The sequence below is a fragment of the Cupriavidus sp. WKF15 genome (genome assembly GCF_029278605.1).
Lineage (GTDB): Bacteria > Pseudomonadota > Gammaproteobacteria > Burkholderiales > Burkholderiaceae > Cupriavidus.
Genome location: NZ_CP119572.1, coordinates 3633682 through 3659191, shown reverse-complemented (window position 1 = coordinate 3659191; position 25510 = coordinate 3633682). Strand labels below are relative to the sequence as shown.

The window sequence follows — 25510 nt, the reverse complement described above, 5'->3', positions numbered from 1 at the left end:
TGCTGGGGAGACTGGCGCATATAATCCGCGCTATATGGCTAATTAATGCGGAAACAACGTATGGTTTCGCTTGACCAGTTCGACCTGGCACTGATCGCGGCCCTGCAGGCCGACGGGCGCTCCACCCACCAGCAGCTGGCCGAGCGCGTACACCTGTCGCCCAGCCAGGTCGGGCGGCGGCTTGCGAGGCTGGAAGCCGACGGCGTCATCACGGGCTATCGCGTGAGCCTGTCGACCCAGGCGCTCGGGCTCGGTGTGCAGGTCTTTATCAGCGTCAAGCTGGCGCACCACGGCGACACCATCATCGAACGCTTCGGCGAGGAAATCCTGCTGCTCGAGGAAGTGCAGGAATGCTATTCCGTGGCGGGCGAGGCCGATTACCTGATCCGCGTAGTCGTGCCCGACCTGCCCACCCTGGCCGAGTTCACGATGAAGCGGCTGATGCGGGTGCCCGGCGTGGAGAGTATTCGTTCCAACATTGTCCTGACCGCGCTCAAGTGCGAAGGCGCCTTGCCGCTGTCGCACCTGCGCTGAATTTTTTGTCGGCCGCGTTGCAGGTTTGAGTGCCGGCCTTGCACTCCCAAACGTCACATGTCACCCTCGCCGGGTGCTTTGACGGGAGGATCGCAGGATGATGGGAATCGTTGCCCGACCGGGTCGGGGACTTGGCAGGCGCGCGGCTTGCCGCGCCGTCATGGCGGGCGCGCTGGCCTGGCTGTCGGTGTCGGCCGCGCTCGCGGCGCAGGTGACGCGCTTCTCGCCGGAGGGAACGGTTCCGCAAGTGCGCCAGGTGGCGATCCGCTTCGACGAGGCCATGGTGCCAATGGGCGACGTGCAGGCGGCCGCGCCGGCGGCGCTCTCGTGTACCGGCGCCGCCACGGCGGGGCAGGGACGCTGGGTCGACGCCAGCAACTGGGTCTTCGACTTCGAGCGCGACCTGCCGCCGGGCGTGCGGTGTTCGGTGCGGATGTCCGCCAGCCTGCGCAGCGTGGCGGGCAAGCCTTACGCGGGCAAGGCCGAGTACCGGTTCGAGACCGGCGGCCCCGCGGTCGTGTCCAGCCGTCCGTCGGGCGGCGAGATCGAGGAAGACCAGGTCTTTGCGCTGCGCTTCAATGGCGCCGCCACGTCGGCCTCGGTGCGCGATCACGCGTGGTGCCAGGCAGAGGGCCTGGGCGAGCGCATTCCCGTACGCCTGCTGACCGGCAAGGAGCGCGACGCCGTGCTCGAGGCCATCTACTGGAAGCGCCTCGCCAAGGACGCGCCCGATGCGATCCACCTGCTGGCCTGCCAGCAGCGGCTGCCGGCCGGGGCGCGCATGCAGCTCGTGCTCGGCGCCGGCATCGCCACGCCGTCCGGCGTTGCCGCGCGCGACGAGCGCCGCTTCGACTACACCGTGCGCGAGCCGTTCAGGGCGAGCTTCAGCTGCGAGCGCGAGCACGCGCAGTCGCCGTGCACGCCGCTGCGGCCCATGACGGTCTCGTTCTCGGCACCGCTCGCGCGCAAGCTGGCCGAGCAGGTGGTGCTGAAGACGTCGTCCGGCCCGCGCAAGCCGCAGTTCGAGGCCGATCTCGCGCCCGATGCAAGCGTGACGTCGCTGACCTTCGCCGCGCCCTTCCCGGAGAAGGCCGATTTCACGATCGAGATTCCGCGCGACCTGAAGGACGACAGCGGCCGCACGCTGTCCAACGCCGACCTGTTCCCGCTCAAGGTGTCGACCGCGGCCATGCCGCCGCTGGCCAAGTTCGCCGCGGCGCCGTTTGGCGTGGTCGAACGCTTCGGCGAACTGCCCAGGGGCAAGCTGCCGGCCGACTATCCGCCGCTGCTGCCGGTCACGCTGCGCAACGTGGAAGCCGATCTGCAGGTGCGCGGCGTGCAGGCGCAGGCAGGTACGGTGATGAAGCTCAAGGTCGATGACGATGGCGCCGTGCTGCGCTGGCTCGGCCTGGTGCGCCGCATGCACGAGACCAGCTGGACGCGCCTGGAACTCGACGCGGTACTGGCGGGCCGCTCGCCCTATGGCGTGAACAATCCGCGCAATGCGCCGTCGATCGAATCGCGCTCGGTGTCGCTGCTGGAACGTGCGGCGGGCGTGCAGAAGCTCTCGGTGCCAAAGCCTTCGGGCGATGCGCCGCGGCCGTTCGAGGTAGTCGGCATTCCGCTGCCGGAACCGGGCTTCCACGTGGTCGAGATCGCCTCGCCGATGCTTGGCGAAGCGCTGCTGGGCAAGCGTGCGCCCATGTATGTGCGTACCGCCGCGCTGGTCACCAACCTGGGCGTGCATTTCAAGCTCGCGCGCGGCGAAGGCGACGGTTCGATGAGCGGCCTGGCGTGGGTCACCGCGCTTGACGATGGCAAGCCCGTGCGCGACGCCGCCGTCGCCGTGCGCGATTGCTCCGGCAGGTTGCTTGGCGAAGGCCGTACCGATGCCAGCGGCATCTCGCGTTTCGCGAAGCTCGACGATGTGCGCGGCCGCAGCTGCGACGGCAACGGCCTGTCTGGCTATTTCGTCTCCGCGCGTATCGCGGCCACGCATCCGGAGGCGCGCGGCAAGGCCGACATGGCCTTCGTGATGTCCGACTGGAACCGCGGCATCGAGACGTGGCGCTTCCATGTGCCGACCGATGCCAGCGCCGCGCAGACCGTGCGCGCGCATACCGTGTTCGACCGTACGCTGCTACGCGCCGGCGAAACCGTGTCGATGAAGCATTTCATCCGCGCCGAGACCGCGCAGGGCTTCGCCTTGCCGCCGGCGAGCCGCAAGCTGCCGGACACGGTGGTGATCCGCCATGAAGGCAGCGGCCAGACCTATGAGTTGCCGCTGCAGTGGCGCAACACCGCCACCGGCGGGCGCAGCGCGGAGAGCAGCTTCCAGGTGCCACCGGCGGCCAAGCTCGGGGTCTACAACGTCGAGCTGCAGGCCGAAGCCAACCGCGGCGATGACGTCGACGACAACAATGCGCATTCCTATGCCAGCGGCAGCTTCCGCGTGGAAGCCTTCCGGCTGCCTGTACTGACCGGCACACTGCAGGCCCACGGCGGGCAGGGGGCCAAGGGCGGCGCCGTGGTGGCGCCGGCCGAGCTGCCGGTCGGTGTCGAAGTGCACTACGTGTCCGGTGGCGCCGCCATCGGCCTGCCGGTGCGCGTATCGGCGCTGCTGCGCGACAAATTGGTCAGCTTCCCGGGCTACGACGAGTACTCGTTCACGCCGCCGCGTGTCGCGCGCGAGAACGCCTCCGGCGATGAGGAGATGGACCAGGCCGACGAGGGTCAGGCCGGCGACGGCGGCCAGAAGCTGGTCGCCGACAAGCTGCCGCTGACGCTCGACAAGAACGGCAACGGCACCGTCACGCTGCGCAAGCTGCCAAAGACCGATGCGCCGCGCGACCTGGTGCTGGAAGCCGGCTTCGCCGACCCGAACGGCGAGGTCCAGACGCTGCGCCAGACCGTGCCGGTATGGCCTGCCGCCGTCGTGGCAGGCATCCGCACGGATGGCTGGGTATCGGTGAAGCAGAAGCTGGCCGTGCGCGGCCTGGTGCTCGACACGCAGGGTAAGCCGGTAGCCGATGCGCCGGTGAAATTCAACGCGCGCCTGCGCATGACTACGTCGACGCGCAAGCGCGTGGTCGGCGGTTTCTATCGCTATGACAATCGCAGCGGCAGCCGCGATCTCGGCACGGTGTGCGAGACGCGTACCGACGCGCAGGGCCGTGCGCGCTGCGATGTCACGCTGGACCAGGCCGGCCAGGTCGAACTGATTGCGATTGCGCGCGACAAGGACGGTCGCAATGCGCAGGCCGCATCCACGGTATGGGTCACGCGCCAGGGCGAGCTGTGGTTCGGCGGCGAGAACCATGACCGCATCGACGTGCTGCCAGAGAAGAAGCAATACGCACCCGGCGAGACCGCTGTCTTCCAGGTGCGCATGCCATTCCGCCAGGCCACGGCGCTGATCGCGGTGGAGCGTGAAGGCGTGCTCGAGACACAGGTGGTCGAGCTCAATGGCAGTGATCCCACCGTACGTGTGAAGGTCAAGCCCGAGTGGGGACCCAATGTCTACGTGTCGGTGATGACGATCCGCGGACGCCTGCACGAGGTGCCCTGGTATTCGTTCTTCACCTGGGGCTGGCGCCAGCCGGGCGAATGGTGGCGGGCGTTCCGCAGCGAGGGCAAGGGATACGCGGCGCCCACGGCATTGGTGGACCTGTCCCGGCCGGCCTTCCGTCTTGGCCTGGCGGAGATCCGCGTCGGCAACGAGGCGCACCGGCTCGACGTCACCGTGACGCCCGACAAGGCGTCCTATACCGTGCGCGGCAAGGCGCGCATTGCGCTGCAGGTGAAGCTGCCGGACGGCAAGCCCGCGGCCAATGGCGAGATCGCGCTGGCCGCGGTGGACCAGGCGCTGCTGGAACTGATGCCGAACAACAGCTGGGACCTGCTCGACGCCATGCTGCAGCGACGCAGCTACGGCGTGGAGACGTCTACCGCGCAGATGGAAATCATCGGGCGCCGCCACTATGGGCGCAAGGCGGTACCGGCCGGCGGTGGCGGCGGCAAGAGCCCGACGCGCGAGCTGTTCGACACGCTGCTGCTGTGGAACCCGCGCGTGCAGCTTGACGCAGAGGGCAAGGCCACCGTGGAAGTGCCCCTCAACGATTCGCTGACCAGCTTCCGCATCGTCGCCGTCGCTGACCTCGGCGTGGGGCGCTTCGGCACCGGCAGCGCGACCATTGCGGCCACGCAGGACCTGCAGCTGATTTCCGGCCTGCCGCTGCTGGTGCGCGAGGACGACCGCTACCGGGCGATGTTCACGTTGCGCAATACGACAAAGCGGGCCATGACCGTGCAGGCCAGTGCACGCGCCACGCTGGTCGGCGATGCCAGCGCACCACCCGCACCACCCGCACTACCCGCGCAGACCGTGCAGATTCCCGCGGGCGAGGCGCGCGAGATCGGCTGGGATGTCACCGCGCCGGCGCTGCTCGCGTACTCGCGCAGCGGCACGATCCAGTGGGAGGTGCAGGCCGCCGAGCAAGGCGCCGGTGGCGCGGCGGACCGCATCAAGGTATCGCAGCAGATCGTGCCGGCGGAGCCCGTGACGGCGCAGCAGGCCACGCTGGCGCAACTGGCGCCGGGGCTGTCGGTGCCCGTGAAGGCGCCGCCAGGTGCGCTCAAGGATCCGGCCGGCAAGCTGCGCGGCGGCTTGCAGGTGAACCTGCAGTCGTCGCTCGCGGGTGGCATGCCAGGCGTGCGCGAGTGGTTCCTCAACTACCCGTTCAGCTGCCTGGAGCAGCGCGCGTCGAAGGCCATCGGGCTGGCCGACGGCACGGCATGGGAAGCGCTGATGAACCAGCTGCCGTCGTACCTGGATGCGAACGGCCTGGCCTCGTACTTCCCGCTGCGCAGCGACAGCCAGAGTGGCAGCGTCGCGCTGACCGCTTACCTGCTGTCGGTCAGCGACGAAGCCGCGAAAGCGGGGCTGACGCTGCGCGTGCCGGACGAGCTGCGCGCGCAGATGGAACGCGGCCTGGCGGCGTTCGTCGAAGGCCGCATCCGTCCGGATGCGTGGAGCCCTTCGGCAGCCACGATGGATCTGGAAGTCCGCAAGCTGGCCGCGCTCGAAGCGCTGTCGCGCACGGGACACGCGCAGGCACGCATGCTCGGGTCGATCCAGATCCTGCCGGCGCAATGGCCCACCTCCGCGCTGATCGACTGGACCATGCTGCTGTCGCGCATGCAGGATATCCCGCAACGTGAAACCCGCCTGGCCGAAGCGCAGCAGTTGCTGCGCGCGCGCCTGATGGTGCAGGGCACGCGGCTGGCGTTCTCGACCGAGCGCAGCGACGACTGGTGGTGGCTGATGGCCGGCGGCGATGTGAATGCCGCGCGCCTGCTCGCACTCGCCGCGGAACTGCCGGGCTGGAAGGACGAAGCACCGCAGCTTGCCACCGGCCTGATCGGGCGCCAGGTGCGCGGCGCGTGGGGCACGACCAATGCCAATGCGTGGGGCATGCTCGCGATCGCGCGCTTTGCGCAGGCGTTCGAAAAAACGGCGGTGGCGGGCAGCACGCGCCTGTCGGTGAGCGGTGGCGGGGAAGGCGCGCGCAGCTTCGACTGGAGCCGCGCACAACGCCGCGACGGCGTGGCGCAAGGCAGCGTCGACCTGCCGTGGCCGGCCGGGGAGGGCGGCGGCACGCTGCAGCTCGAGCATGCCGGCGCGGGCCATCCGTGGGCCACGGTGCGCGCCATGGCCGCGGTGCCGCTGTCGGGTCCGCTGGCCGCCGGCTACCGGGTGCGCCGCACGGTGACGCCGGTCGAGCAGGCGGTGTCGGGCAAGTGGTCGCGCGGTGACACGTATCGCGTAAAACTCGAGATCGATGCGCAGGCCGACATGACGTGGGTGGTGGTGAGCGATCCGGTGCCGGCGGGCGCAACCATCCTCGGCAGCGGCCTGGGACGTGATTCGGAGATCGCCACGCGCGGCGAGCGGCGCAAGGGCATGGCCTGGGCCGCCTACACCGAACGCACGCCGCAGGCCTACCGCGAGTACTACGAGTACCTGCCCAAGGGCGCGATCTCGGTCGAGTACACGGTACGCCTGAACAATGCCGGTGATTTCGCGCTGCCGCCGACGCGCGTCGAAGCCATGTACGCACCGGACGTGTTCGGTGCCGCGCCGAATGCGCGCCTGGCCGTAGGGGCTCGCCCATGAGCTGGCTCGCGCTCATGATGCCGGCGCGCGTGCGCGAGTGGTGGCTGGCCGGCACCCTGGCGGGCCTGGTCTACGGTGCCTTGCTGGTGCAGGTATCGATGGAGTTGCCGGACGGCGCGCCGTTGACCGGGCAGATTGCAATGCAGCCCGCGTGGAAGACCGCGATGGCGCTGATGCTGGCGCGTGCCGCGTGGTTCCATCGCCCGCTGGGCGAGCGGCGCTGGCTGGTGATTGCGCTGGTGTGCTCGGCGATCGGGGATTTCCTGCTTGCCGTGCCCGCGCTGCGCGTCTCGTTCGTGGGCGGGCTCGGTGCGTTCCTGCTGGCGCACCTGGCCTATCTGCGCGTGCTGGTGCCGCTCGCGGGGGACTGGCGCGCGCACCGGCTGATCGCGTGCGGCGCGATGATCGGCGTGGCGGGTACGATGCTGGGCCGCTTCTGGCCCAACCTGGGCTCGCTCGCGGGGCCGGTCACGGTGTACGTCATCGTGCTGGCGGCGATGGTGTGCGGCGCGCTGGTGGCGAAGCTGCCGACGCCGCTGACGGCGCTCGGCGCGCTGTGTTTTGCGGCCTCGGACATGATGATCGGCATTGCACGCTTCCTGGTGCCGTTCGACAGCTTCCAGCTTGGCATCTGGTGGACGTATGCGGCGGCGCAGGTGCTGATCGTCGCGGGCATCGTGGCCAGGCGCCCGGAGCGTGCGGCATGAAGCGGTTCGTGGCGTCGTCCGTCTGCATGGCTGCAGTGATGCTGGCCTCGATAGCGTTGCCGGCGCACGCACTGCCGTCCTTCACGCAAGTCCGGGCCGACTGGCGCAGCAGTGACGTGGTCATCACCGACCGCAACGGCGAAACCGTTGCGCGCGTGCGCGACGATTTCCGCGTGCGCCGCGGTGATTGGGTCACGCTCGCGGAAACCTCGCCGGCGCTGCGCACGGCCATCGTGCTGTCGGAAGACAAGCGCTTTTACGCACACAGCGGCGTCGACTGGCAGGGCGTGGCCGCGGCGGCCTGGGCCAATCTCTGGAACACGCGCACGCGCGGCGCTTCCACGCTGACCATGCAGCTGGCCGGGCTGCTCGATGAAGACCTGCGCAGGCCGGGCAGCGCGGGGCAGGGCCGCAGTGTCACGCAGAAGCTGGGGCAGGCCGCCGGCGCCGCGTCGCTCGAGCGGAGCTGGAGCAAGGACCAGATCCTCGAGGCGTATCTGAACCTGGTGCCGTTCCGGGGCGAACTGGTGGGCCTTTCGGCGATGTCGCAGGCACTGTTCGGCAAGTTTCCGCAAGGGCTGGATGCGCGCGAAGCGGCGCTGGCCGTGGCGCTCGTGCGCGCACCCAATGCCGGCGCCGCGCAAGTCGCGCGACGCGCGTGCGGGATCCTGCGCGAGATGCGCGTGCCGCGCGAATGCGAGGGGCTGGAGGGCTTTGCGCAACTGGCGCTGCTGCGCACGGGCAGCGTCGCGCAGGGCGGCACGGCCGCATCGCCGCAGCCAAGGCAACTGGCGCCGCACCTGGGGCGGATGCTGGCGGGCCAGGCGCGAGTGCAAGCGGGTCCCGGGGTACCGGTGCCGCCGTACCTGCGCTCCACGCTGGATGCGGGGCTGCAGCGCGTGGCCGCGGCGAGCCTGCAGCGGCATCTGCGCGAACTGGCCGGCCGCCACGTGGAAGACGGCGCGGTGGTGGTGATCGACAACGCGAGCGGCGACGTGCTGGCCTACGTGGGCTCGTCGGGCGAATTGTCCGGCGCGGCACAGGTGGACCACGCGCAGGCGCTGCGCCAGGCCGGCTCGACGCTGAAGCCATTCCTGTACGAGCAGGCATTGGAGGAGCGCAGGCTGACGGCGGCTTCGCTGCTCGATGACCGGCCGGTCAACCTGCCCGCTGGCGGCGGACTGTACGTGCCGCAGAACTACGACCATCGCTACGCGGGCTGGGTCAGCACGCGCGCGGCGCTGGCGGCATCGCTGAACGTGCCGGCCGTGCGCACGCTGGTGATGGTGACCCCGCACCGCTTCCACAAGCGCCTGGTGGCGCTGGGCCTGCCGCTGACCGAGGCCGGCGACTACTACGGCTACAGCCTGGCGCTGGGCAGCGCGGATGTGTCGCTGCTGGCGCTGACCAATGCGTATCGCGCCCTCGCCAATGGCGGCCGCTATGGCCCGGTGCGCATGCGCGCCGGCATGGCACCCATGCCACCGACGGCGGTGATGTTGCCGGCGGCGAGCTATGTGGTCGGCGACATCCTCTCCGACCGCCATGCGCGCGCGCGCACCTTCGGTCTCGACAGCCCACTGACCACGCGTTTCTGGACCGCCGTGAAGACCGGTACCAGCAAGGACATGCGCGACAACTGGTGCATCGGCTGGTCGCAGCGCTACACCGTGGGCGTGTGGGTCGGCAACGCCAGCGGGGCCAGCATGCATGACGTGTCCGGCGTGTCGGGCGCGGCGCCGGTCTGGCACGACGTGATGGAGGCGCTGGACCGTTCGCAGCCGAGCATGGCCCCTGGCGCGCCGGCGGGTGTCGAGCGGGTGGCCCTGGCCTTCTCCGATGACCTTGAGCCCGCGCGCGAGGAAGTGTTCCTGGCAGGCACGGCGCTCACGCGCGTCAGTGTCGGGACATCGTCCGCGCGGGCTGGCGTGCCGGCCATTGCAAACCCGGCCGACGGAACCATTTTCGCGCTCGATCCCGACATGCCGCCGTCGGCGCAGCGCGTGTGGTTCCACGCCGAAGGCGTGTCCGGCCAGACCGCGCGCACGGTGAGCTGGCGCATGGATGGCAAGCCGCTCGGGCGCGGTGGCGAAGTATCGTGGCTGCCGTGGCCCGGCCGCCATCAGGTGGAGCTGCTGGACGCGGCCGGCAAGGTGGTGCACCGCATCGGCATCGAGGTGCGCGGCGCCGTCGTTACGCCTGGCAAGGCGAGTGGGTCAGCGCGGCGCTGAAGCGGGGCCGCGCGCTTTCAGGAAGTCGACGAACACACGCAGCTTGGGTGGCATCAGCATGCGGCCGGGGTAGTAGAGATAGAAGCCGTCGAACGTTGGCTGCCAGTCGTCGAGGACCGTGACCAGCTCGCCCGAGGCGAGCGCCGCCGCGATGTGCGACGGAAATTCGTAGACCAGTCCGAGTCCCGCCAGCGCCGCCTGGTGCAGCATCGTTTTGTCGTTGGCGATCATCGCCGCGCGCGTCTCGACGGTGACGACGCGACCGCCTTGCGGGCGCTCGAAGAATTCCCAGCGGTACACCTGGCCCGTCGCGCCGAAGCGGTATTGCAGGCAGGCATGCGCGTGCAGGTCGCGCGGCGATTGCGGCGTGCCATGGCGCGCCAGGTACTCGGGCGACGCGGCCACCACGAAGCGCATGGGGCCGGTCACGGGAATGGCCACCATGTCCTGCTGCAGCGCCTCGCCAAGGCGCAGGCCGGCATCGAAGCCTTCGGCGATCAGGTCGACCAGGCGGTCGTCGGTCACGAGATCCACGCAGATGGCCGGATAGGCGCGCATGAAGTCCGTCAGCACCGGCCGCAGCGCGATGGCGGCGGCGGTCACCGAGGAGGTCAGCCGCAGCGTGCCGGCCGGCATGTCGCGTCTGGCACGCACGTCGTCGGTCGCGGCGCCGATTTCGGCCAGCGCCGGCTCCACGCGTGCAAGCAGCGCCGCGCCGGCTTCGGTCAGCCCGACCCGGCGCGTGGTTCGCTGCAACAGCCGCACGCCGAGGCGGCTTTCCAGATGGCGCACGGTCTGCGAGACGGCCGAGGGGCTCACGGCCAGGGCCTGCGCCGCGGCCGTGAAGCTGCCCAGGCGTGCCACGCGCACGAACGCCGCGAGCGCGGGCAGAGAATCGGCATCGATTGTGAAGTCAGGCTTCATGATGCATGCAGCGTAGCACGCTGGTTCCGGCGCCGTCGACTGGCCATACTTGCCTGCATTCGTCGCCGTGCGCGACGCCACCAGACGGGAGCCAGCATGACCGGAAATACCACTTCGATTCCTACGCGCCAACTGGGCAACCACGGGCCCACGGTCTCCGCCATCGGCCTCGGCTGCATGGGCATGAGCGATTTCTACGGCGCGCATGACGATGCCGAATCGATCCGCACGATCCGGCATGCGCTGGACCACGGCATCACGCTGCTCGACACCGCAGACATCTACGGCCCGCATACCAATGAAGAACTGGTGGGCCGCGCCATTGCCGGGCGGCGCGGCCAGGTCGTGCTGGCGACCAAGTTCGGCATCGTGCGGGACTTGTCGCAGCCGGCGGCACGCGGCGTCAATGGCCGGCCCGAGTACGTGCGCGCGAGCTGCGAGGCGAGCCTGAAGCGGCTCGGCGTGGACCATATCGACCTGTATTACCTGCACCGTGTCGATCCGCAGGTTCCCATCGAGGAAACCATCGGCGCCATGGCTGAGCTGGTGAAGGCCGGCAAGGTGCGCTGGATCGGCCTGTCCGAGGCCGGGGCGCAGACCATCGAGCGCGCGCACAAGGTGCACCCGGTCACGGCGCTGCAGAGCGAGTATTCATTGTGGACGCGCGATGTGGAGTTGGACGGCGTCCTGGCTACATGCGAACGGCTGGGCATCGGCTTCGTGCCGTACAGCCCGCTCGGGCGCGGCTTCCTGACCGGCGCGATCCGCAGCCCCGAGGATTTCGACGCGGATGATTTTCGCCGCACCAATCCGCGCTTCATGGGCGAGAACTTCGCGCGCAACCTCGCGCTCGTCGACAAGGTGCGTGCACTGGCGGCTGGCAAGGGCTGCACGCCGGCGCAGCTGGCACTGGCCTGGGTGCTCGCGCGCGGGCCGCAGGTGGTGCCGATTCCCGGCACGCGCCGCGTCGCCAATCTCGACGACAACCTGGGCGCGCTGGAGGTGCGGCTCGACGCAAGGGAGCTCGCCGAGATCGATGCCGTTTTCCCGGCCGGCGCAGCGGCCGGTACGCGCTATGCCGAGCATGTGATGCCGATGCTGGCGCGCTGATGCGGGTGCGGGGCCTGCCGCATAATGGTGGGTCCCGAACCGTGCCCGCCGGAGTGCCGCATGTCCCTGATTCCCCTCGATGCCGCCAGCACGGCGGCACGCTTGCCTTACCCCGAGCTAGCTGCAGCGATTGCCGACATGCTGGCCGAACTGCGCGAGGGGACGGCCATGGCGCCGCCGCGTATCGCGCTGCCGGTGGGCGATGCGCAGGACGGGGAGGGCACGCTGCTGGTCATGCCCGCGCGCAACCGGCGCCTGGTCATGACCAAGAACATCACCGTGCATCCGGACAATCCACGGCGCGGGCTGCCGAACATCCTTGGCGAAGTGGTGGTGGCCGATGCGCATACCGGCGAGCGCGTGGCGATGCTCGACGGCCCCACGGTGACGGGACGGCGCACGGCCGCGGTGTCGCTGCTGGCCGCACAGCGCTTTGCCGCGCAGCCGGATGGCGAACTGCTGATCATCGGCGCGGGCGTGCAGGCGCTGACGCACCTGGAAGCCTTTATCGCCGGACTGCCGGTGCGCCGCGTCTGGCTGCACTCGCGCACGCGCGAAAAGGCCGAAGCGCTGGCCGCGCATGCCGGCACGCTCGGCGCGCAGGCTGAGGTGGTGGATGACGTCGCTGCCGTGCTGCCGCGCGTGTCGATGGTGGTGACGGTGACATCGAGCCGCAGCCCGGTGCTGCCGGATCTCGATTGCGGCTTGTGGCGCGACGACCATTTCATTGCCGCGGTCGGCGCGTTCCGTCCCGATATGTGCGAACTGCCACCGGCCCTGTGCCACGCGGCCTCGGCCAGCGGGCGGCTGCTTGCCGATACGCTGTTCGGCATCGAGGACGAGGCCGGCGACCTGTTGCAGGCCGGGATCGACTGGGCCACGGTGCAGCCGTTCGAAACCGCGATCCTGCAGGCCGAAGAGATCCGCGCGCGCAGCGGCAGTCCGCTGGTGTTCAAGAGCGTCGGCTACGCGCTGTGGGACCTGGCGGCCTGCGTGCTGGCGAGCCGGCAGGGCTGAGCGGCACGACTACAGGCACTACGCCGCCGCCGACGCGAGCCACGTCCGGAACAGTTCCCGCGCTGGCTCGAGGTAGCTGGCAATGGGCTCGCTGCAGCCGCCTGCATACCAGTGGCAGTAGCAGCCATGGAAGGTGGCCAGCATCAGCCGCGCCATCGCGGCCGGCATCGGCCGTTGCGGCTGAGAGAACGCGTCGACCAACGCCTGCACGTGGCTGTCCCAGCCGCGGCGGATTTCCGCACGCACGCTGCCCGAAAACAGCATGCCGAGCACCACGCCCTTGGCTTCGGGACTGGCCGTGAAGGCCTGCGCCACCTGCTCGAATACGCGGTCGAGACGGCGCACCGGCGTCTCTTCTACGCGTATGTCCGGCGCAATTTCCTGCCCGATCTGCTGGAACAAGGTGGTCGCGGCTTCAGCCAGCAGCATTTCCTTGCTGCCGAAGTGCCACAGCAGGCTGCTCTTTGCCACGCCCGCGCCGCTGGAAATCTGATCCAGCGTCACGTCTGCATAGCCGTGGATGCGGATCAGGTCGCGCGTCACCTCGAGCACGCGCAGGCGCGTCTCCAGGCCGCGGCGGTTCTTCTAGGTTGCCGACGAAGCGGACGGTGGGATGACAGGCATGGGGCGCAACAATAGGGCGTTCAGGTCACCTTTGGGACGAGTCCGCGCTGGAAATGGTGGTCACTCGAATTTGACAGTGTGACGGCATTCGAAACTCCTGAATTGTACTGAACGTTCAGGACAATGCGCCCCCGTCTCGCGGACGGCAGCTTCGCCTGCCGCCCAGTTGCTTCCCCGGGCTCGCACGGAGCCAATGTCTCAAGGAGAACCGAATGCTTCACCGATATGCGGCGCTGGCCGCCGCAGCGCTGTGCCTCGCCGGCACGGCCCATGCCGCCGAAGGTCCGGGGCCAGCCACGCCCGCCACGGCAAAGGCCAATGCGGCCGTCCTTCAGCAGCTGCCTTTTGCCAACCGCCAGGATTTCGAGGACGCCCAGCGCGGCTTTATCGGCACGCTGGACAGCAACGAGATCCGCGATGCGCAGGGCCGCCTGGTCTGGTCGCTCGGGACCTACGCCTTCCTTCGCGACGCGAAGGCGCCCGATACCGTCAACCCGAGCCTGTGGCGCCAGGCCCAGCTCAACCTGAACAACGGCCTGTTCCAGGTCACGGACCGCATCTACCAGGTGCGCGGGCTCGACATCTCGAACATGACCATCATCGAGGGCGATGGCGGGCTGATCATCATCGATCCGCTGACCTCGATGGAAACCGCGCATGCGGCGCTGGACCTGTACTACAAGCACCGCCCGAAAAAGCCTGTGGTGGCGGTCATCTATACCCATAGCCACGGCGACCACTTCGGCGGCGTCAAGGGAGTCACCACGGACGAGGACGTCAAGGCCGGCCGCGTCAAGGTGCTGGCGCCGGAAGGCTTCATGGAGGAGGCGGTCAGCGAGAACGTGTTCGCGGGTACGGCCATGGGCCGGCGGGCCCAGTACATGTACGGCGCCAACCTGCCGCGGTCGGCCACCGGCCATGTCGATTCGGGACTGGGCAAGGCGGTGTCGCACGGCACCATCACACTGATCGCGCCGACCGACCTGATCGCGAAGACCGGCGAGACGCGCACCATCGACGGCGTGCGGATCGAGTTCCAGATGGCACCCGGCACCGAGGCCCCGGCCGAGATGCTGATGTATTTCCCGCAGTGGAAGGCGCTGTGCGCGACCGAGGACGCCACCCACAACCTTCACAACCTGTACACCATTCGCGGCGCGCAGGTGCGCGACGCCAACCAGTGGTGGCGCGCGCTGGACGAGACCATCGACCGCTTCGGCGGCCGAACCGAGGTGGTATTCGCCCAGCATCACTGGCCCAAGTGGGGGCAGCAGAACATCGTGAGCTACCTTGGCAACCAGCGTGATGCGTACAAGTACATCCATGACCAGTCGCTGCGCCTGGCCAACCAGGGCTTCACGCCGGCCGAGATTGGCGAGCGCCTGAAGCTGCCGCCGTCACTGGCCAGCCAGTGGGACCTGCGCGACTACTACGGCACCGTCAACCACAACGCCAAGGCCATCTACCAGCGCTACCTGGGCTGGTATGACGGCAACCCCGCCAACCTCTACCCGCTGCCGCCGGAAGAGGCAGCCAGGCACTATGTCGCGTTCATGGGTGGCGCGGACAAGGTGATCGAGCAGGCCAGGGCGTCGTACGCGCGCGGCGAGTACCGCTGGGTGGCCGAGGTCATGAAGCATGTGGTATTCGCCGATCAGTCCAACCAGGCGGCGCGCGACCTGGAAGCCGATGCCCTCGAGCAGCTCGGCTACCAGACCGAGTCGGCCACTTGGCGCAGCGCCTTCGTGGCGCGCAGGAACTGCGCCATGGCATGCCGAAGGATTCGGGGGCGCGCACGTCGAGTCCCGATGTGCTGCGAGCCATGACCGACACCATGTTCCTGGATCACCTGGCGATCCGCCTGAATGGCGAGCGCGCAGCCGGTCAAAAGCTGGCCATCAACTGGATTCAGCCCGATACCGGCAAGCGCTATGCACTGACGGTGGAGAACGGCGTGTTCCGCTACAAGGCCGACGCCCAGCATGTTGCCCCTCAGGTAACGATAAGCATGCCGCGCCAGACCCTGGCCGGCGTGCTGGCCGGCCAGACCACGCTGCCGGCCGAGGTTCAGGCCGGACGGGCCCGCGTCGACGGCGATGCCGGCGCACTGCGTACGTGGGTAGGCCTGATGGACAAGTTCGATACCAACTTCGCCATCGTGACGCCCTGACGCAACAGGTTTGCGTCATCCGGGCGGCAATACGGGAAAACCTGCCGCCGCCCGCCCAAACCCCTAAATATTCGAGGGTTTTTGCGCTACGCCGCAAAAACGTTGCGCGAATGCTGCGGTGCCGGAGGCCGAGGTCAGCCTCGATGCGGTTTTCCTACTGGTAAACCCTTTGTTTAGGGGAGCCCTTCTATGAATCAGTATCGTTGATGAAACAGTCCTGTCACCGTAGGCCGGATAATGCTCTTCGGTAGTAACCCGAAGAGGAATACGAGGACTATGAAATTGACTTATAAGAAGATGCTGGCGGCAGGCGCTGTCATGGCGCTGGCAGGTACCGCGCAGGCACAATCCGCAGGTAGCAATATCGTCAGCCTGGGCTGGTTCCGTGTCATGCCGAACAGCTCGGCAGATCCGCTCACGGTGGACAGCATCAATGGCCACCCGGTAGGCCTGACCCGCCCGAACACCGGCGCGGAAGTCGAGACCGCCGACACGCTGGGCCTTGCCTTCACGCATTACTTCACTGACAACATCTCCGGCGAGTTCGTCGTCGGCATTCCGCCCAAGCATGATGTCAAGGGCACTGGCGACTTCGCGCAATATGGAAAGCTGGGGTCGGTCCGGCAGTGGAGTCCGGCGCTGCTGGTGAAGTACCACTTCTTTGACGCGAAGACAAAGTTCCGTCCGTACGTGGGCCTGGGCGTGAACTACACGTGGTTCACGGATGAATCCATCACCAACCAGAATTTCGTCGACCATACCTTTGGCATTCCCGGCGCCAGGATGAGCGCCAATGCCGAAAGCTCGTGGAACCCGGTGTTCAATATCGGTGCCAACTACGCCATCACCGACAACTGGTTTGTCGGCCTGTCGGTGTCCTACCTGCCGCTGTCGACGCGTGCCACGCTCACCACGCAGGCGGGCGCGACGACGATCGTTTCGCACACCAAGATCAAGATCGATCCGGTGGTGACGTTCCTCAACGTGGGCTACAAATTCTGACCGGTTCGGGTTGCGGTTACGACAGACGCGAAAACGGGGCGCCCACGGCGCCCCGTTTCGCTTGGGTCGTCAGCGCACGTGGCGCCCGGTCTTACGCGGCGGACTTAACCGGATAACCAGCCTCCTCGATGGCGGCCCGCAACGCCTGCACATCGGCGCCGCTTTCCACCTTTACCGACTGCGCCGGCACATCGGCGGAAACGCGCGCGCCGGGGTCGATCTCCTGCACCGCACGCGTGATCGCGCCGACGCAGTGGTTGCACGACATGCCTTCGACCTGGAACTGGATCATGGCTGGGATCTCCTGATTGACATGGACTGGCGGCGCGATTGCCGCGACAGACGTAGTTTGAACCTTCCCATGGTGGGAAGCGCAAGCAAAACGAGGTGTCGGTCAGCACAAGGGCAGTTTGCGGCACTGAGAACATCCTTGACCTTCCTATCATGGTAAGGTCCATCATGCAGTCACCGAAACTGTGGATAAGTCCAGCGATGTCGAATGCCAGCCTTTCCCCTTCCCTGACAGGCAGCCAGGCGCCGGAATGGCGGCTGCCGATCGATGGCATGACCTGCGCTTCGTGCGTGCGGCGTGTCGAGAATGCGCTGGCCAGGGTGCCGGGCGTGCGGGACGTTGCCGTGAACCTGGCTACCGAGCAGGCCACGCTTTACGCGGACAGCGGCGCCGTGCTGCCTGCCGCGGCCAAGGCCGTCGCGGATGCCGGGTATGAAGTGCCGCGCGAAACGGTGGAACTCGATATCTCCGATATGACCTGCGCGTCGTGCGTCGGCCGCGTCGAACGTGCGCTGCGGGCAGTGCCTGGCGTGCTCGATGCCCAGGTCAACCTGGCGACCGAGCGCGCCAGCGTGACACTGCTGCGCGGCGCCGCCGATGCCGGCGCGCTTGCGGCCGCCGTGGCGCGCGCGGGCTACGGCGCGACGCCGGTGACCGAAATCCTGCCTGCCGCGGCGCGCGATGCTGCCGCCCGGGACTTCTGGAGCGGCCCCTGGCCCGTGATCGTCTCGGCGGCACTGTCGCTGCCGCTGGTGGCCCCCATGGTGCTCCAATGGTTCGGCGTGCACTGGATGCTGCCGGCCTGGGTGCAGTGGCTGCTGGCCACGCCGGTGCAATTCGTGTTCGGCTGGCGCTTCTACAAGGCCGGGTGGAAGGCCGTGCGTGCCGGCGCCGGCAACATGGACCTGCTAGTGGCCCTGGGCACGAGCGCGGCCTACGGCTTGTCGTTGTGGCTGATGTGGCGTTCGCCGGGCGGCATGCCGCATCTTTATTTCGAAAGCGCGGCCGTGGTGATCACGCTGGTACGGCTGGGCAAGTGGCTGGAGACGCGCGCCAAGCGCCAGACCGCCGATGCTATCCGCGCGCTCGCCGCGTTGCGGCCCGACACCGCACGCGTGCGCCGTGCAGGGCAGGAAGTGACCGTGCCGCTGGGTTCGGTGCGCGTGGATGACGAAGTGGTGGTGCGACCCGGCGAGCGGATCCCGGTCGATGCCGTGGTCGTCGAGGGCACGAGCCATGCGGACGAATCGATGCTGACCGGCGAGAGCCTGCCCGTGCCCAAGGGCCCCGGCGACAAGGTTACCGGCGGCGCGATCAACTTCGAAGGGCTGCTCGTCGCGCGCACCGTGGCGGTGGGCGCCGAGACCGTGCTGGCCCGCATCATCCGCATGGTCGAGCACGCGCAGGCGGCCAAGGCGCCGATCCAGCGCCTGGTGGACCAGGTCAGCGCGGTATTCGTGCCCGTGGTGCTTGGCATTGCGCTCGTCGCGCTGCTCGGCTGGGGCCTGTTCGCGGGCGACTGGGAAGCTGCGCTGCTCAATGCCGTCGCGGTGCTGGTGATTGCCTGCCCGTGCGCGCTGGGGCTGGCCACGCCGACCGCGATCATGGCCGGCACCGGTGCCGGCGCGCGCGCGGGCATCCTGATCAAGGACGCCGAGGCGCTGGAGATTGCCCACCGCGTGAGCGTGGTGGCCTTCGACAAGACCGGCACGCTGACGGTGGGGCGGCCGGAAGTCGTGGCCCTGCATGCTGCCGACGCGGACGATGCCGACGGCGCGTGGCTGCTGGCACGGCTCGCTGCGCTGCAGGCCGGCAGCGAGCACCCCCTGGCGCGCGCGGTGCTGAACGCAGCGCAGGCGCGCGGCATGGCAGCGCCGGCAGCCACCGACGTGCAGGCGCTGCCGGGGCGCGGCATTGCCGGCGTGGTCGAAGGGCAAGCCTTGCAGCTCGGCAGCGAACGGCTGCGTGAAGCGCTGGGCGCTGATGCGGGTACGCTGCAGGCCGTGGCCGACCGCTTGCGCGACGAAGGCCGCACGGTATCGTGGCTGGTCGAAACACAGCCGCCGCGCGTCGCTGGCCTGGTGGCCTTTGGCGATGCCATCAAGCCCGGCGCGCCTGCGGCGATCGCACGGCTGCGCGCGGCCGGCGTGCGCACGGTGATGCTGACTGGCGACAACCGCGGCGCGGCCGCGCGCGTGGTGCAGGCGCTGGGCCTTGACGAAGTGCAGGCCGAAGTACTGCCGCAAGACAAGGCCGCGCGCGTGCGTGCGCTGGGCCAGGACGGTGCGGTCGTGGCCATGGTCGGCGACGGCATCAACGACGCGCCGGCGCTGGCCGCGGCCGATGTCGGCATTGCCATGTCGACCGGCACCGACGTGGCCATGCACGCCGCAGGCATCACGCTGATGCGCGGCGATCCCGCGCTGGTGGCCGATGCGCTGGCCGTGTCGCACCGCACCGTGCGCAAGATCCGCCAGAACCTGTTCTGGGCGTTCTTCTACAACGTGGTGGGCATTCCACTGGCGGCGGCGGGGCTGCTCAATCCGGTGGTCGCCGGCGCGGCGATGGCATTTTCCAGCGTGAGCGTCGTCAGCAACGCGCTGCTGCTGCGCCGCTGGCATCCCGGTGCCGGCGCCGGCGAACAGGGAGCCAAGGCATGAACATCGGACAGGCAGCAGAGTCCTCGGGCGTTTCCGCCAAGATGATCCGGCACTACGAGTCCATCGGCCTCGTCGACGCGCCGCCGCGCACCGAAGGCGGCTATCGCCGCTACGACGAGCGTGCCGTGCACACCTTGCGCTTCGTGCGGCGCGCCCGTAATCTCGGGTTCTCGCTCGACGAGATTCGCGGGCTGCTGTCGCTGTGGCATGACCGCCAGCGCGCCAGCGCCGACGTGAAGGCGATGACCCTGCGGCATGTGGCCGACCTGGAAAAGCGCATTGCCGAACTCGCCGCCATGCGCGATACGCTGCGCGCGCTGGCCGAGTCGTGCAGCGGCGACGACCGGCCCGATTGCCCGATCCTTGCCGACTTCGCACAACCGGATGGCCATGCGCATTGCCATGACGCGTACGGCGGTGCAGGGGAACCCGGACCATAACCCGAAGCGCAGTGCCCCCCGGCGGCGGGCGGGGCAGCCGGAGGAGAGCAGCGGATGGACAAGCCCATGACGGAAGACCCCGTTCATCCTGCCGAGGGCGGGCAGTCAGCGCGCGCAGAGGCGCCGGAGGCAGCGCGGGGCCTGGTAGCGTTGCAAAGCCGGCAACGCATGCGCGACGGCACGGAACTGCTGCTGCGCACCTGGGAGCCGGACCCGCGCGGCGGGTCCGCACCGCTGGGCTGTGTGCTGATCGTGCACGGCCTGGCGGAGCACAGCGGCCGCTACCAGCATGTGGCCGAGGTGCTGTGCGGACTGGGCCTGCGCGTGCGCGCCTATGACCAGCGCGGCCACGGCGCCAGCGGTGGCGCGCGCATGGTGGCCGATCATCCCGATAGCTATCTCGACGACCTCGCGGAAATCCACGATGCGGCAGTGCGTGCGTGGAACGAACTGCCGATCCTGCTCGGCCACAGCATGGGCGGCCTGGTGGCGGCGCGCTTCGCGACCGCGCGCGTGCGGCCGGTGCGCGCGCTGGTGCTGTCGTCACCGGCGCTGGCATTGCGGCTGTCGCCGGCCATGATGACACTGCACCGGGTGCTGCTGACCCTCGCGCCACGGCTGCGCGTGCCGAACCCGATCGATGCGCGCATGCTGTCGCACGATCCGCAGGTCGTCGCACGCTACCGCGCCGATCCGCTTGTGCAGACGACGATCACGGCAGGCGTGCTGGAGAGCTTTATCCACGGCATGGCCCAGGCGCAGGCCGATGCGGCGCGGCTCGAAGCCCCCATGCTGATGCTGGTGGGCGGCGCCGACCGCGTCGTCGATCCGGCCGGCAGCCGTACCTTCTTCGAGCATGCGCCGGCCGACCTGCGCGAGCAGGTGTGGTTCGACCAGGGGTACCACGAGGTCTTCAACGAGGCCGAGCCCTTGCGCAGCGAAGTGTTCGCCACGCTGACGGAATGGCTGCGGCGGCATCTGGCGCCGCTGCAGCGTTAAGCGCGGAATACGGATTCCGCCACGCCGAACACGGCGCTTACCACGGGGTCATCGCGCCGGCTGGCCAGCGCGACCAGGGTCAGTTCGGTCTGCACCGACATGCCTTCCACGACCACGAGACCGTGCGCATGCGACTCGCGCAGCGCAATGGAATCGCGCACGAGCGACAGGCCGACGCCGGAGCGCACGAGATCGAGCATCGAAGCCTCCTGGTCCACGTGCGCGACCTTGTGCACGCTGGCGGCATCCACGCCGGCTTCGGCAAAGCGCGCCGAGAGCAGCCGGTGGTGTGCGGACTCGGGCGGTGTCCAGATCCACGGCAGCGTCGCGAGCTGCGCCCATGAGCGCAGCGCGGTGCGTTCCTTCCAGCCCTTGGGGGCGACCACGTAATACGAGAACGGCGTCAGCGCCAGCGCATTGAAGCCGGCATCGGGCGGCTGCCCGAGATAGAAGCCGACGTCGAGCGCGCCGCTGCGCACCTGCTGCAGCACCCAGCCCGACATGCCATGGCGCAGCTCGGTGCCGATCTGCGGATGGCGTTCGACCAGCGTGCGCAGCATGACGCCAAGCCGCGTGAACTCGGGATCGAGGATGGTGCCAATGGCGAGCTTGCCGCGCACGGTGCTGTGCATCGCGTCGACGGTGTGCTGCAGGTCGCCGACGCTGTCGAGGATGCGCTCGGCCAGCGGCAGCAGCGCGGCGCCGTCCGCGGTCAGCGTGAGGCCGGCGGCGGTGCGTTCGAATACGCGCAGGCGCCAGGCCGATTGCAGTGCCTTCAGCTGCAGGCTCACGGCCGGCTGCGTCAGGTGAAGCCGCCGGGCGGCACGGGTGAGGTTGCCTTCGCGGGCGACCGCAACGAAGGCGCGCAAGTGATGGAGGTCCACGTTCAGGGGCGCGCGAGTGTGCGGTGCAATATTTTGGGCGGCTTATATTGCGATTGACGATAAATCATTGGACGGGCCCGTGCAACTGCGCCAACCTTGCGGAACGGGGTGGCAGGCGCGCCAGCCATCTTCACCCGACGCAAAGATGGGACGTTGCCGGCCGACTGTGCGACAGTGCGACAGTGCGACAGTGCGGCGGACTTTGCCGGCGGACACCAGAACACAACAAGCGGAGACAAGACGACTCGTATGGAGACCTTCGACTACATCATCGTGGGCGCCGGCTCGGCCGGCTGCGTGCTGGCCAACCGCCTGACGCAGGACGCCGACGTGAATGTGCTGTTGCTGGAAGCGGGCGGCAAGGACGACTACCACTGGATCCATATCCCGGTCGGCTACCTGTACTGCATCGGCAATCCGCGCACGGACTGGCTGTATCGCACGGTGGCGGAAAAGGGGCTCAACGGGCGTTCGCTTGGCTATCCGCGCGGCCGCGTGCTGGGCGGTTCGTCGTCGATCAACGGGATGATCTACATGCGCGGCCAGCGCGAGGACTACGACGACTGGGCGCGCCTGACCGGTGACGACGGCTGGCGCTGGGACAATGTGCTGCCGCTGTTCAAGCGCAGCGAAGACCACCATCGCGGCGCCAGTGAATTCCATGGCGCCGGCGGCGAATGGCGCGTCGAGGCGCAACGCCTGCAGTGGGACATCCTGGAGCGGTTCATCGAGGCGGCCGAGCAGGCCGGCATCCCGCGCACCGACGACTTCAACCGCGGCGACAACTTTGGCGTCGGCTACTTCGAGGTCAACCAGCGTCGCGGCATCCGCTGGAACACTTCCAAGGCGTTCCTGCGGCGCGCGGCGGACCGGCCCAACCTGACCATCGTCACCGGCGCGCAGGTCAGCGCGCTGACCTTCGAGGGGCGCCGCTGCACCGGCGTGAACTATGTCGGCGGCGGGCAGGCGCACAGCGCGGCGGCGCGGCATGAAGTCATCCTGGCCGCGGGCGCGGTCAACACGCCGCAGCTGCTGGAGCTGTCGGGTATCGGGCAGGGCGAGCGGCTGCAGGCCCTGGGCATTCCGGTGCGGCACGCATTGCCGGGCGTGGGCGAGAACCTCCAGGACCACTTGCAGCTGCGCTCGGTGGTCAAGGTAAACGGCGTGCGCACGCTGAACACGCGCGCGGCGAGCTGGTGGGGCAAGCTCGGCATCGGCCTGGAGTACGCCTTCAACCAGAGCGGGCCGATGAGCATGGCGCCATCGCAGCTCGGCGCGTTCGCGCGTTCGGATGCCGCGCAGGCGCGCCCGAACCTGGAGTACCACGTGCAGCCGCTGTCGCTCGACAAGTTCGGCGAGCCGCTGCATGCGTTCAATGCATTCACGGCCAGCGTCTGCAATCTGCGGCCGACATCGCGCGGCAGCGTGCATATCGACAGCGCTGATTTCCGCCAGGCTCCCGTGATCGCTCCGAACTACCTGTCCACGGAGGAAGACCGCAAGGTCGCGGCGGATTCGCTGCGGCTCACGCGGCGCATCGTGGCGTCGCCCGCGCTTGCGCCATACCGCCCGGAGGAATGGCTGCCGGGGCCCGCCTTCGAAACCGATGAGGCGCTGGCCGAGGCTGCCGGCAATATCGGCACGACGATCTTCCATCCGGTCGGCACGTGCCGCATGGGCCGCGCGGAGGATCCGCTTGCCGTGGTGGACCACCGGTTGCGCGTGCTTGGCATCGACGGGTTGCGGGTAGTGGACGCTTCGGTGATGCCCCTGATCACCTCGGGTAACACGAATTCGCCGACGATCATGATTGCCGAACGGGCCAGCGACATGCTGCGCGAGGACCGTCGCCAGCAACTCGCGGCCTGAGCACGGAGCGTGTCCCGGGGCATGCCCCAAAAGGGGGGTGGCTCGGGAGCCCGATCGTCCGCAAGTCCTTGTCGCAGCGCGTCAAAAACCTGACACGCGGTTCATGTCTTATAGTGCAAACCCCGATGTTTTGCGATGCAACAGGCGCACACAATAGACGTTGCGGTTGGTGCGCCACCCAGCACATGGTGAGAGCTGCCACCGGTAACAGCGGTAGTCGCGCCGCGCAAAAAAAACACTAAAGCGACCCAACGGCGAAACGCCGAGTTCGAACCGATTGTCAGTGGTGCCGGGCACAAGCCGGCAGTTCAGCAACAGGGCGGGCAGGAGACTATGAATCAACAGGAAACCATCCTGGAAACGCGAAACCTGACCAAGGAATTCAAGGGTTTCACGGCGGTGAGCGACGTCAGCCTGCGCGTGCGCCGCGGCTCGATCCATGCGCTGATCGGGCCCAACGGCGCCGGCAAGACCACCTGCTTCAACCTGCTCACCAAGTTCCTGGAGCCGACCACCGGCACCATCCTCTTCAACGGCGTCGACATCACGCGCGAGAAGCCTGCGCAGATCGCGCGCCGCGGCGTGATCCGCTCGTTCCAGATCTCGGCCGTATTCCCGCACCTGACGGTGATGGAGAACGTGCGCATCGGCCTGCAGCGCCAGTTGGGCACCGCGTTCCAGTTCTGGCGCAGCGAGCGTTCGCTCGACGTGCTCAATGATCGCGCGATGGAGCTGCTGGAGCAGGTCGGCCTGACCGAGTTCGCGCAGACCGTCACGGTGAACCTGCCGTACGGGCGCAAGCGCGCGCTGGAGATCGCCACCACGCTCGCGATGGAGCCCGAGCTGATGCTGCTCGACGAACCCACGCAGGGCATGGGCCACGAGGACGTGGACCGCGTCACGCAGCTGATCAGGAAGGTCTCGGCGGGCCGCACCATCCTGATGGTCGAGCACAACATGAACGTGGTGTCGTCGATCGCCGACAAGATCACCGTGCTGCAGCGTGGCGCGATCCTCGCTGAAGGGCCGTACGCTGAAGTGTCGAAAGACCCGCGCGTGATGGAGGCCTACATGGGCACCGCCGACGCCGAGCTGCAAGGCGCGCACTGAGGAGGCCATCGACATGACGACATCCAGCGTACCGGCGCTCGAGATCAAGGACCTGCACGCCTGGTACGGCGAATCGCACATCCTGCACGGCGTGGACCTGACCGTGAACCGCGGCGAGGTGGTGACGCTGCTGGGCCGCAACGGCGCGGGCCGCACCACCACGCTGCGCGCGATCATGGGCCTGACTGGCGCGCGCAAGGGCTCGATCAAGGTCAACGGCCACGAGACCATCGGCCTGGCGACGCACAAGATCGCGCACTACGGCATCGGCTATTGCCCGGAAGAGCGGGCGATCTTCTCGAGCCTGTCGTGCGAGGAGAACCTGTTGCTGCCGCCGGTGCTGAAGGGCGCCGACAAGGGCATGAGCGAGGCCGAGATCTACGAGATGTTCCCGAACCTGAAGGAGCGCCGCCAGAGCCAGGGCACGCGCCTGTCGGGCGGCGAGCAGCAGATGCTGGCGGTCGGGCGCATCCTGCGCACCGGCGCGAACCTGCTGCTGCTTGACGAGATCTCGGAGGGTCTGGCGCCGGTGATCGTGCAGGCGCTCGCGCGCATGATCCTGATGCTCAAGAAGAAGGGCTATACGGTGGTGATGGTGGAGCAGAACTTCCGCTTCGCCGCGCCGCTGGCCGACCGCTTCTATGTGATGGAGCACGGCAGCATCGTCGAGCGCTTCGCGGCGAGCGAGCTGGAGGCGAAGATGCCGGTGCTGCATGAATTGCTTGGGGTCTGATCCGCGCGTCCGCTTGCACGGAGCGCCAG

General features: G+C 68.5%; 17 protein-coding genes and 1 pseudogene. 14 read left to right on the top strand and 4 right to left on the bottom strand.

Annotated elements, in window-relative coordinates:
* Positions 1-60 precede the first annotated feature (60 nt).
* The 4 genes from CupriaWKF_RS17020 to pbpC all read left to right on the top strand — a co-directional run bounded on the left by CupriaWKF_RS17020 (position 61) and on the right by pbpC (position 9647).
* The gene (locus tag CupriaWKF_RS17020; RefSeq protein ID WP_224080162.1) at positions 61-534 is read left to right on the top strand and encodes an Lrp/AsnC family transcriptional regulator; all 474 of its coding nucleotides are present in this window, start codon (positions 61-63) and stop codon (positions 532-534) included.
* Between the two features lie 97 nt (positions 535-631).
* On the top strand, positions 632-6709 hold the full coding sequence (locus CupriaWKF_RS17015) for an MG2 domain-containing protein (protein WP_276098956.1): 6078 nt from the start codon (positions 632-634) through the stop codon (positions 6707-6709).
* A complete protein-coding gene (locus CupriaWKF_RS17010) occupies positions 6706-7416 on the top strand; it encodes a lysoplasmalogenase (protein ID WP_276098955.1) in 711 nt (236 codons plus the stop codon). Before CupriaWKF_RS17015 ends, CupriaWKF_RS17010 begins: the two co-directional genes overlap by 4 nt.
* Positions 7413-9647, top strand: a complete 2235-nt coding sequence (pbpC, locus tag CupriaWKF_RS17005; protein WP_276098954.1) for a penicillin-binding protein 1C — start codon at positions 7413-7415, stop codon at positions 9645-9647. Before CupriaWKF_RS17010 ends, pbpC begins: the two co-directional genes overlap by 4 nt.
* Here the strand turns inward: pbpC and CupriaWKF_RS17000 are convergent.
* Entirely contained in the window at positions 9633-10571 is a 939-nt protein-coding gene (locus CupriaWKF_RS17000) for a LysR family transcriptional regulator (protein ID WP_276098953.1), read from the bottom strand. The two genes, pbpC and CupriaWKF_RS17000, sit on opposite strands and share 15 nt — an antisense overlap.
* Before the next feature lie 96 nt (positions 10572-10667).
* Between CupriaWKF_RS17000 and CupriaWKF_RS16995 the strand changes: the two genes are divergently transcribed.
* Together CupriaWKF_RS16995 and CupriaWKF_RS16990 are read left to right on the top strand one after the other, a co-directional pair.
* Positions 10668-11681 carry an aldo/keto reductase gene (locus CupriaWKF_RS16995; protein ID WP_276098952.1) on the top strand — a complete coding sequence of 338 codons (1014 nt, stop codon included), beginning with the start codon at positions 10668-10670 and terminating at the stop codon, positions 11679-11681.
* A gap of 60 nt (positions 11682-11741) precedes the next feature.
* Positions 11742-12698, top strand: a complete 957-nt coding sequence (locus tag CupriaWKF_RS16990) for a delta(1)-pyrroline-2-carboxylate reductase family protein (protein ID WP_276098951.1) — start codon at positions 11742-11744, stop codon at positions 12696-12698.
* Positions 12699-12716: 18 nt separating this feature from the next.
* On the opposite strand, the gene CupriaWKF_RS16985 is transcribed toward CupriaWKF_RS16990, so the two are convergent.
* Complete coding sequence (locus CupriaWKF_RS16985) at positions 12717-13250, bottom strand: helix-turn-helix domain-containing protein (protein ID WP_346348596.1); 534 nt, start codon at positions 13248-13250, stop codon at positions 12717-12719.
* Positions 13251-13534: 284 nt separating this feature from the next.
* On the opposite strand from CupriaWKF_RS16985, the pseudogene CupriaWKF_RS16980 reads away from it, so the two are divergent.
* Positions 13535-15492: pseudogene (locus CupriaWKF_RS16980) on the top strand (alkyl sulfatase dimerization domain-containing protein).
* A gap of 276 nt (positions 15493-15768) precedes the next feature.
* Positions 15769-16494 (top strand): OmpW family outer membrane protein, encoded by a 726-nt coding sequence (locus tag CupriaWKF_RS16975; RefSeq protein WP_276098950.1) that lies wholly within the window; start codon positions 15769-15771, stop codon positions 16492-16494.
* 91 nt (positions 16495-16585) lie between these two features.
* Here the strand turns inward: CupriaWKF_RS16975 and CupriaWKF_RS16970 are convergent, their stop codons facing one another.
* On the bottom strand, positions 16586-16786 hold the full coding sequence (locus tag CupriaWKF_RS16970; RefSeq protein ID WP_276098949.1) for a heavy-metal-associated domain-containing protein: 201 nt from the start codon (positions 16784-16786) through the stop codon (positions 16586-16588).
* A gap of 200 nt (positions 16787-16986) precedes the next feature.
* On the opposite strand from CupriaWKF_RS16970, the gene CupriaWKF_RS16965 reads away from it, so the two are divergent.
* The 3 genes from CupriaWKF_RS16965 to CupriaWKF_RS16955 are packed head-to-tail and all read left to right on the top strand — an operon-like array spanning position 16987 to position 20885.
* Entirely contained in the window at positions 16987-19446 is a 2460-nt protein-coding gene (locus CupriaWKF_RS16965) for a heavy metal translocating P-type ATPase (protein WP_276098948.1), read from the top strand.
* Positions 19443-19886 (top strand): Cu(I)-responsive transcriptional regulator, encoded by a 444-nt coding sequence (gene cueR / locus CupriaWKF_RS16960; RefSeq protein ID WP_276098947.1) that lies wholly within the window; start codon positions 19443-19445, stop codon positions 19884-19886. Before CupriaWKF_RS16965 ends, cueR begins: the two co-directional genes overlap by 4 nt.
* Before the next feature lie 54 nt (positions 19887-19940).
* Complete coding sequence (locus CupriaWKF_RS16955; RefSeq protein ID WP_276098946.1) at positions 19941-20885, top strand: alpha/beta hydrolase; 945 nt, start codon at positions 19941-19943, stop codon at positions 20883-20885.
* Here the strand turns inward: CupriaWKF_RS16955 and CupriaWKF_RS16950 are convergent.
* A complete protein-coding gene (locus tag CupriaWKF_RS16950) occupies positions 20882-21769 on the bottom strand; it encodes a LysR family transcriptional regulator (protein WP_276098945.1) in 888 nt (295 codons plus the stop codon). The genes CupriaWKF_RS16955 and CupriaWKF_RS16950 overlap by 4 nt on opposite strands.
* Before the next feature lie 249 nt (positions 21770-22018).
* Between CupriaWKF_RS16950 and CupriaWKF_RS16945 the strand changes: the two genes are divergently transcribed.
* From CupriaWKF_RS16945 to CupriaWKF_RS16935, 3 genes are all read left to right on the top strand, one after another.
* Positions 22019-23638: a GMC family oxidoreductase N-terminal domain-containing protein gene (locus CupriaWKF_RS16945; protein WP_276098944.1), complete on the top strand. Its 1620-nt coding sequence runs from the start codon at positions 22019-22021 to the stop codon at positions 23636-23638.
* A gap of 333 nt (positions 23639-23971) precedes the next feature.
* Complete coding sequence (locus CupriaWKF_RS16940; RefSeq protein ID WP_276098943.1) at positions 23972-24748, top strand: ABC transporter ATP-binding protein; 777 nt, start codon at positions 23972-23974, stop codon at positions 24746-24748.
* Positions 24749-24761: 13 nt separating this feature from the next.
* On the top strand, positions 24762-25481 hold the full coding sequence (locus tag CupriaWKF_RS16935; protein WP_276098942.1) for an ABC transporter ATP-binding protein: 720 nt from the start codon (positions 24762-24764) through the stop codon (positions 25479-25481).
* Positions 25482-25510 lie beyond the last annotated feature (29 nt).

Bases quoted from the DNA above. Each gene is read 5' to 3' on its own strand.
- CupriaWKF_RS17020 (WP_224080162.1), top strand. From the start codon at position 61: ATGGTTTCGCTTGACCAGTTCGACCTGGCACTGATCGCGGCCCTGCAG.
- CupriaWKF_RS17015 (WP_276098956.1), top strand. From the start codon at position 632: ATGATGGGAATCGTTGCCCGACCGGGTCGGGGACTTGGCAGGCGCGCG.
- CupriaWKF_RS17010 (WP_276098955.1), top strand. From the start codon at position 6,706: ATGAGCTGGCTCGCGCTCATGATGCCGGCGCGCGTGCGCGAGTGGTGG.
- pbpC (WP_276098954.1), top strand. From the start codon at position 7,413: ATGAAGCGGTTCGTGGCGTCGTCCGTCTGCATGGCTGCAGTGATGCTG.
- CupriaWKF_RS17000 (WP_276098953.1), bottom strand. From the start codon at position 10,571: ATGAAGCCTGACTTCACAATCGATGCCGATTCTCTGCCCGCGCTCGCG.
- CupriaWKF_RS16995 (WP_276098952.1), top strand. From the start codon at position 10,668: ATGACCGGAAATACCACTTCGATTCCTACGCGCCAACTGGGCAACCAC.
- CupriaWKF_RS16990 (WP_276098951.1), top strand. From the start codon at position 11,742: ATGTCCCTGATTCCCCTCGATGCCGCCAGCACGGCGGCACGCTTGCCT.
- CupriaWKF_RS16975 (WP_276098950.1), top strand. From the start codon at position 15,769: ATGAAATTGACTTATAAGAAGATGCTGGCGGCAGGCGCTGTCATGGCG.
- CupriaWKF_RS16970 (WP_276098949.1), bottom strand. From the start codon at position 16,786: ATGATCCAGTTCCAGGTCGAAGGCATGTCGTGCAACCACTGCGTCGGC.
- CupriaWKF_RS16965 (WP_276098948.1), top strand. From the start codon at position 16,987: ATGTCGAATGCCAGCCTTTCCCCTTCCCTGACAGGCAGCCAGGCGCCG.
- cueR (WP_276098947.1), top strand. From the start codon at position 19,443: ATGAACATCGGACAGGCAGCAGAGTCCTCGGGCGTTTCCGCCAAGATG.
- CupriaWKF_RS16955 (WP_276098946.1), top strand. From the start codon at position 19,941: ATGGACAAGCCCATGACGGAAGACCCCGTTCATCCTGCCGAGGGCGGG.
- CupriaWKF_RS16945 (WP_276098944.1), top strand. From the start codon at position 22,019: ATGGAGACCTTCGACTACATCATCGTGGGCGCCGGCTCGGCCGGCTGC.
- CupriaWKF_RS16940 (WP_276098943.1), top strand. From the start codon at position 23,972: ATGAATCAACAGGAAACCATCCTGGAAACGCGAAACCTGACCAAGGAA.
- CupriaWKF_RS16935 (WP_276098942.1), top strand. From the start codon at position 24,762: ATGACGACATCCAGCGTACCGGCGCTCGAGATCAAGGACCTGCACGCC.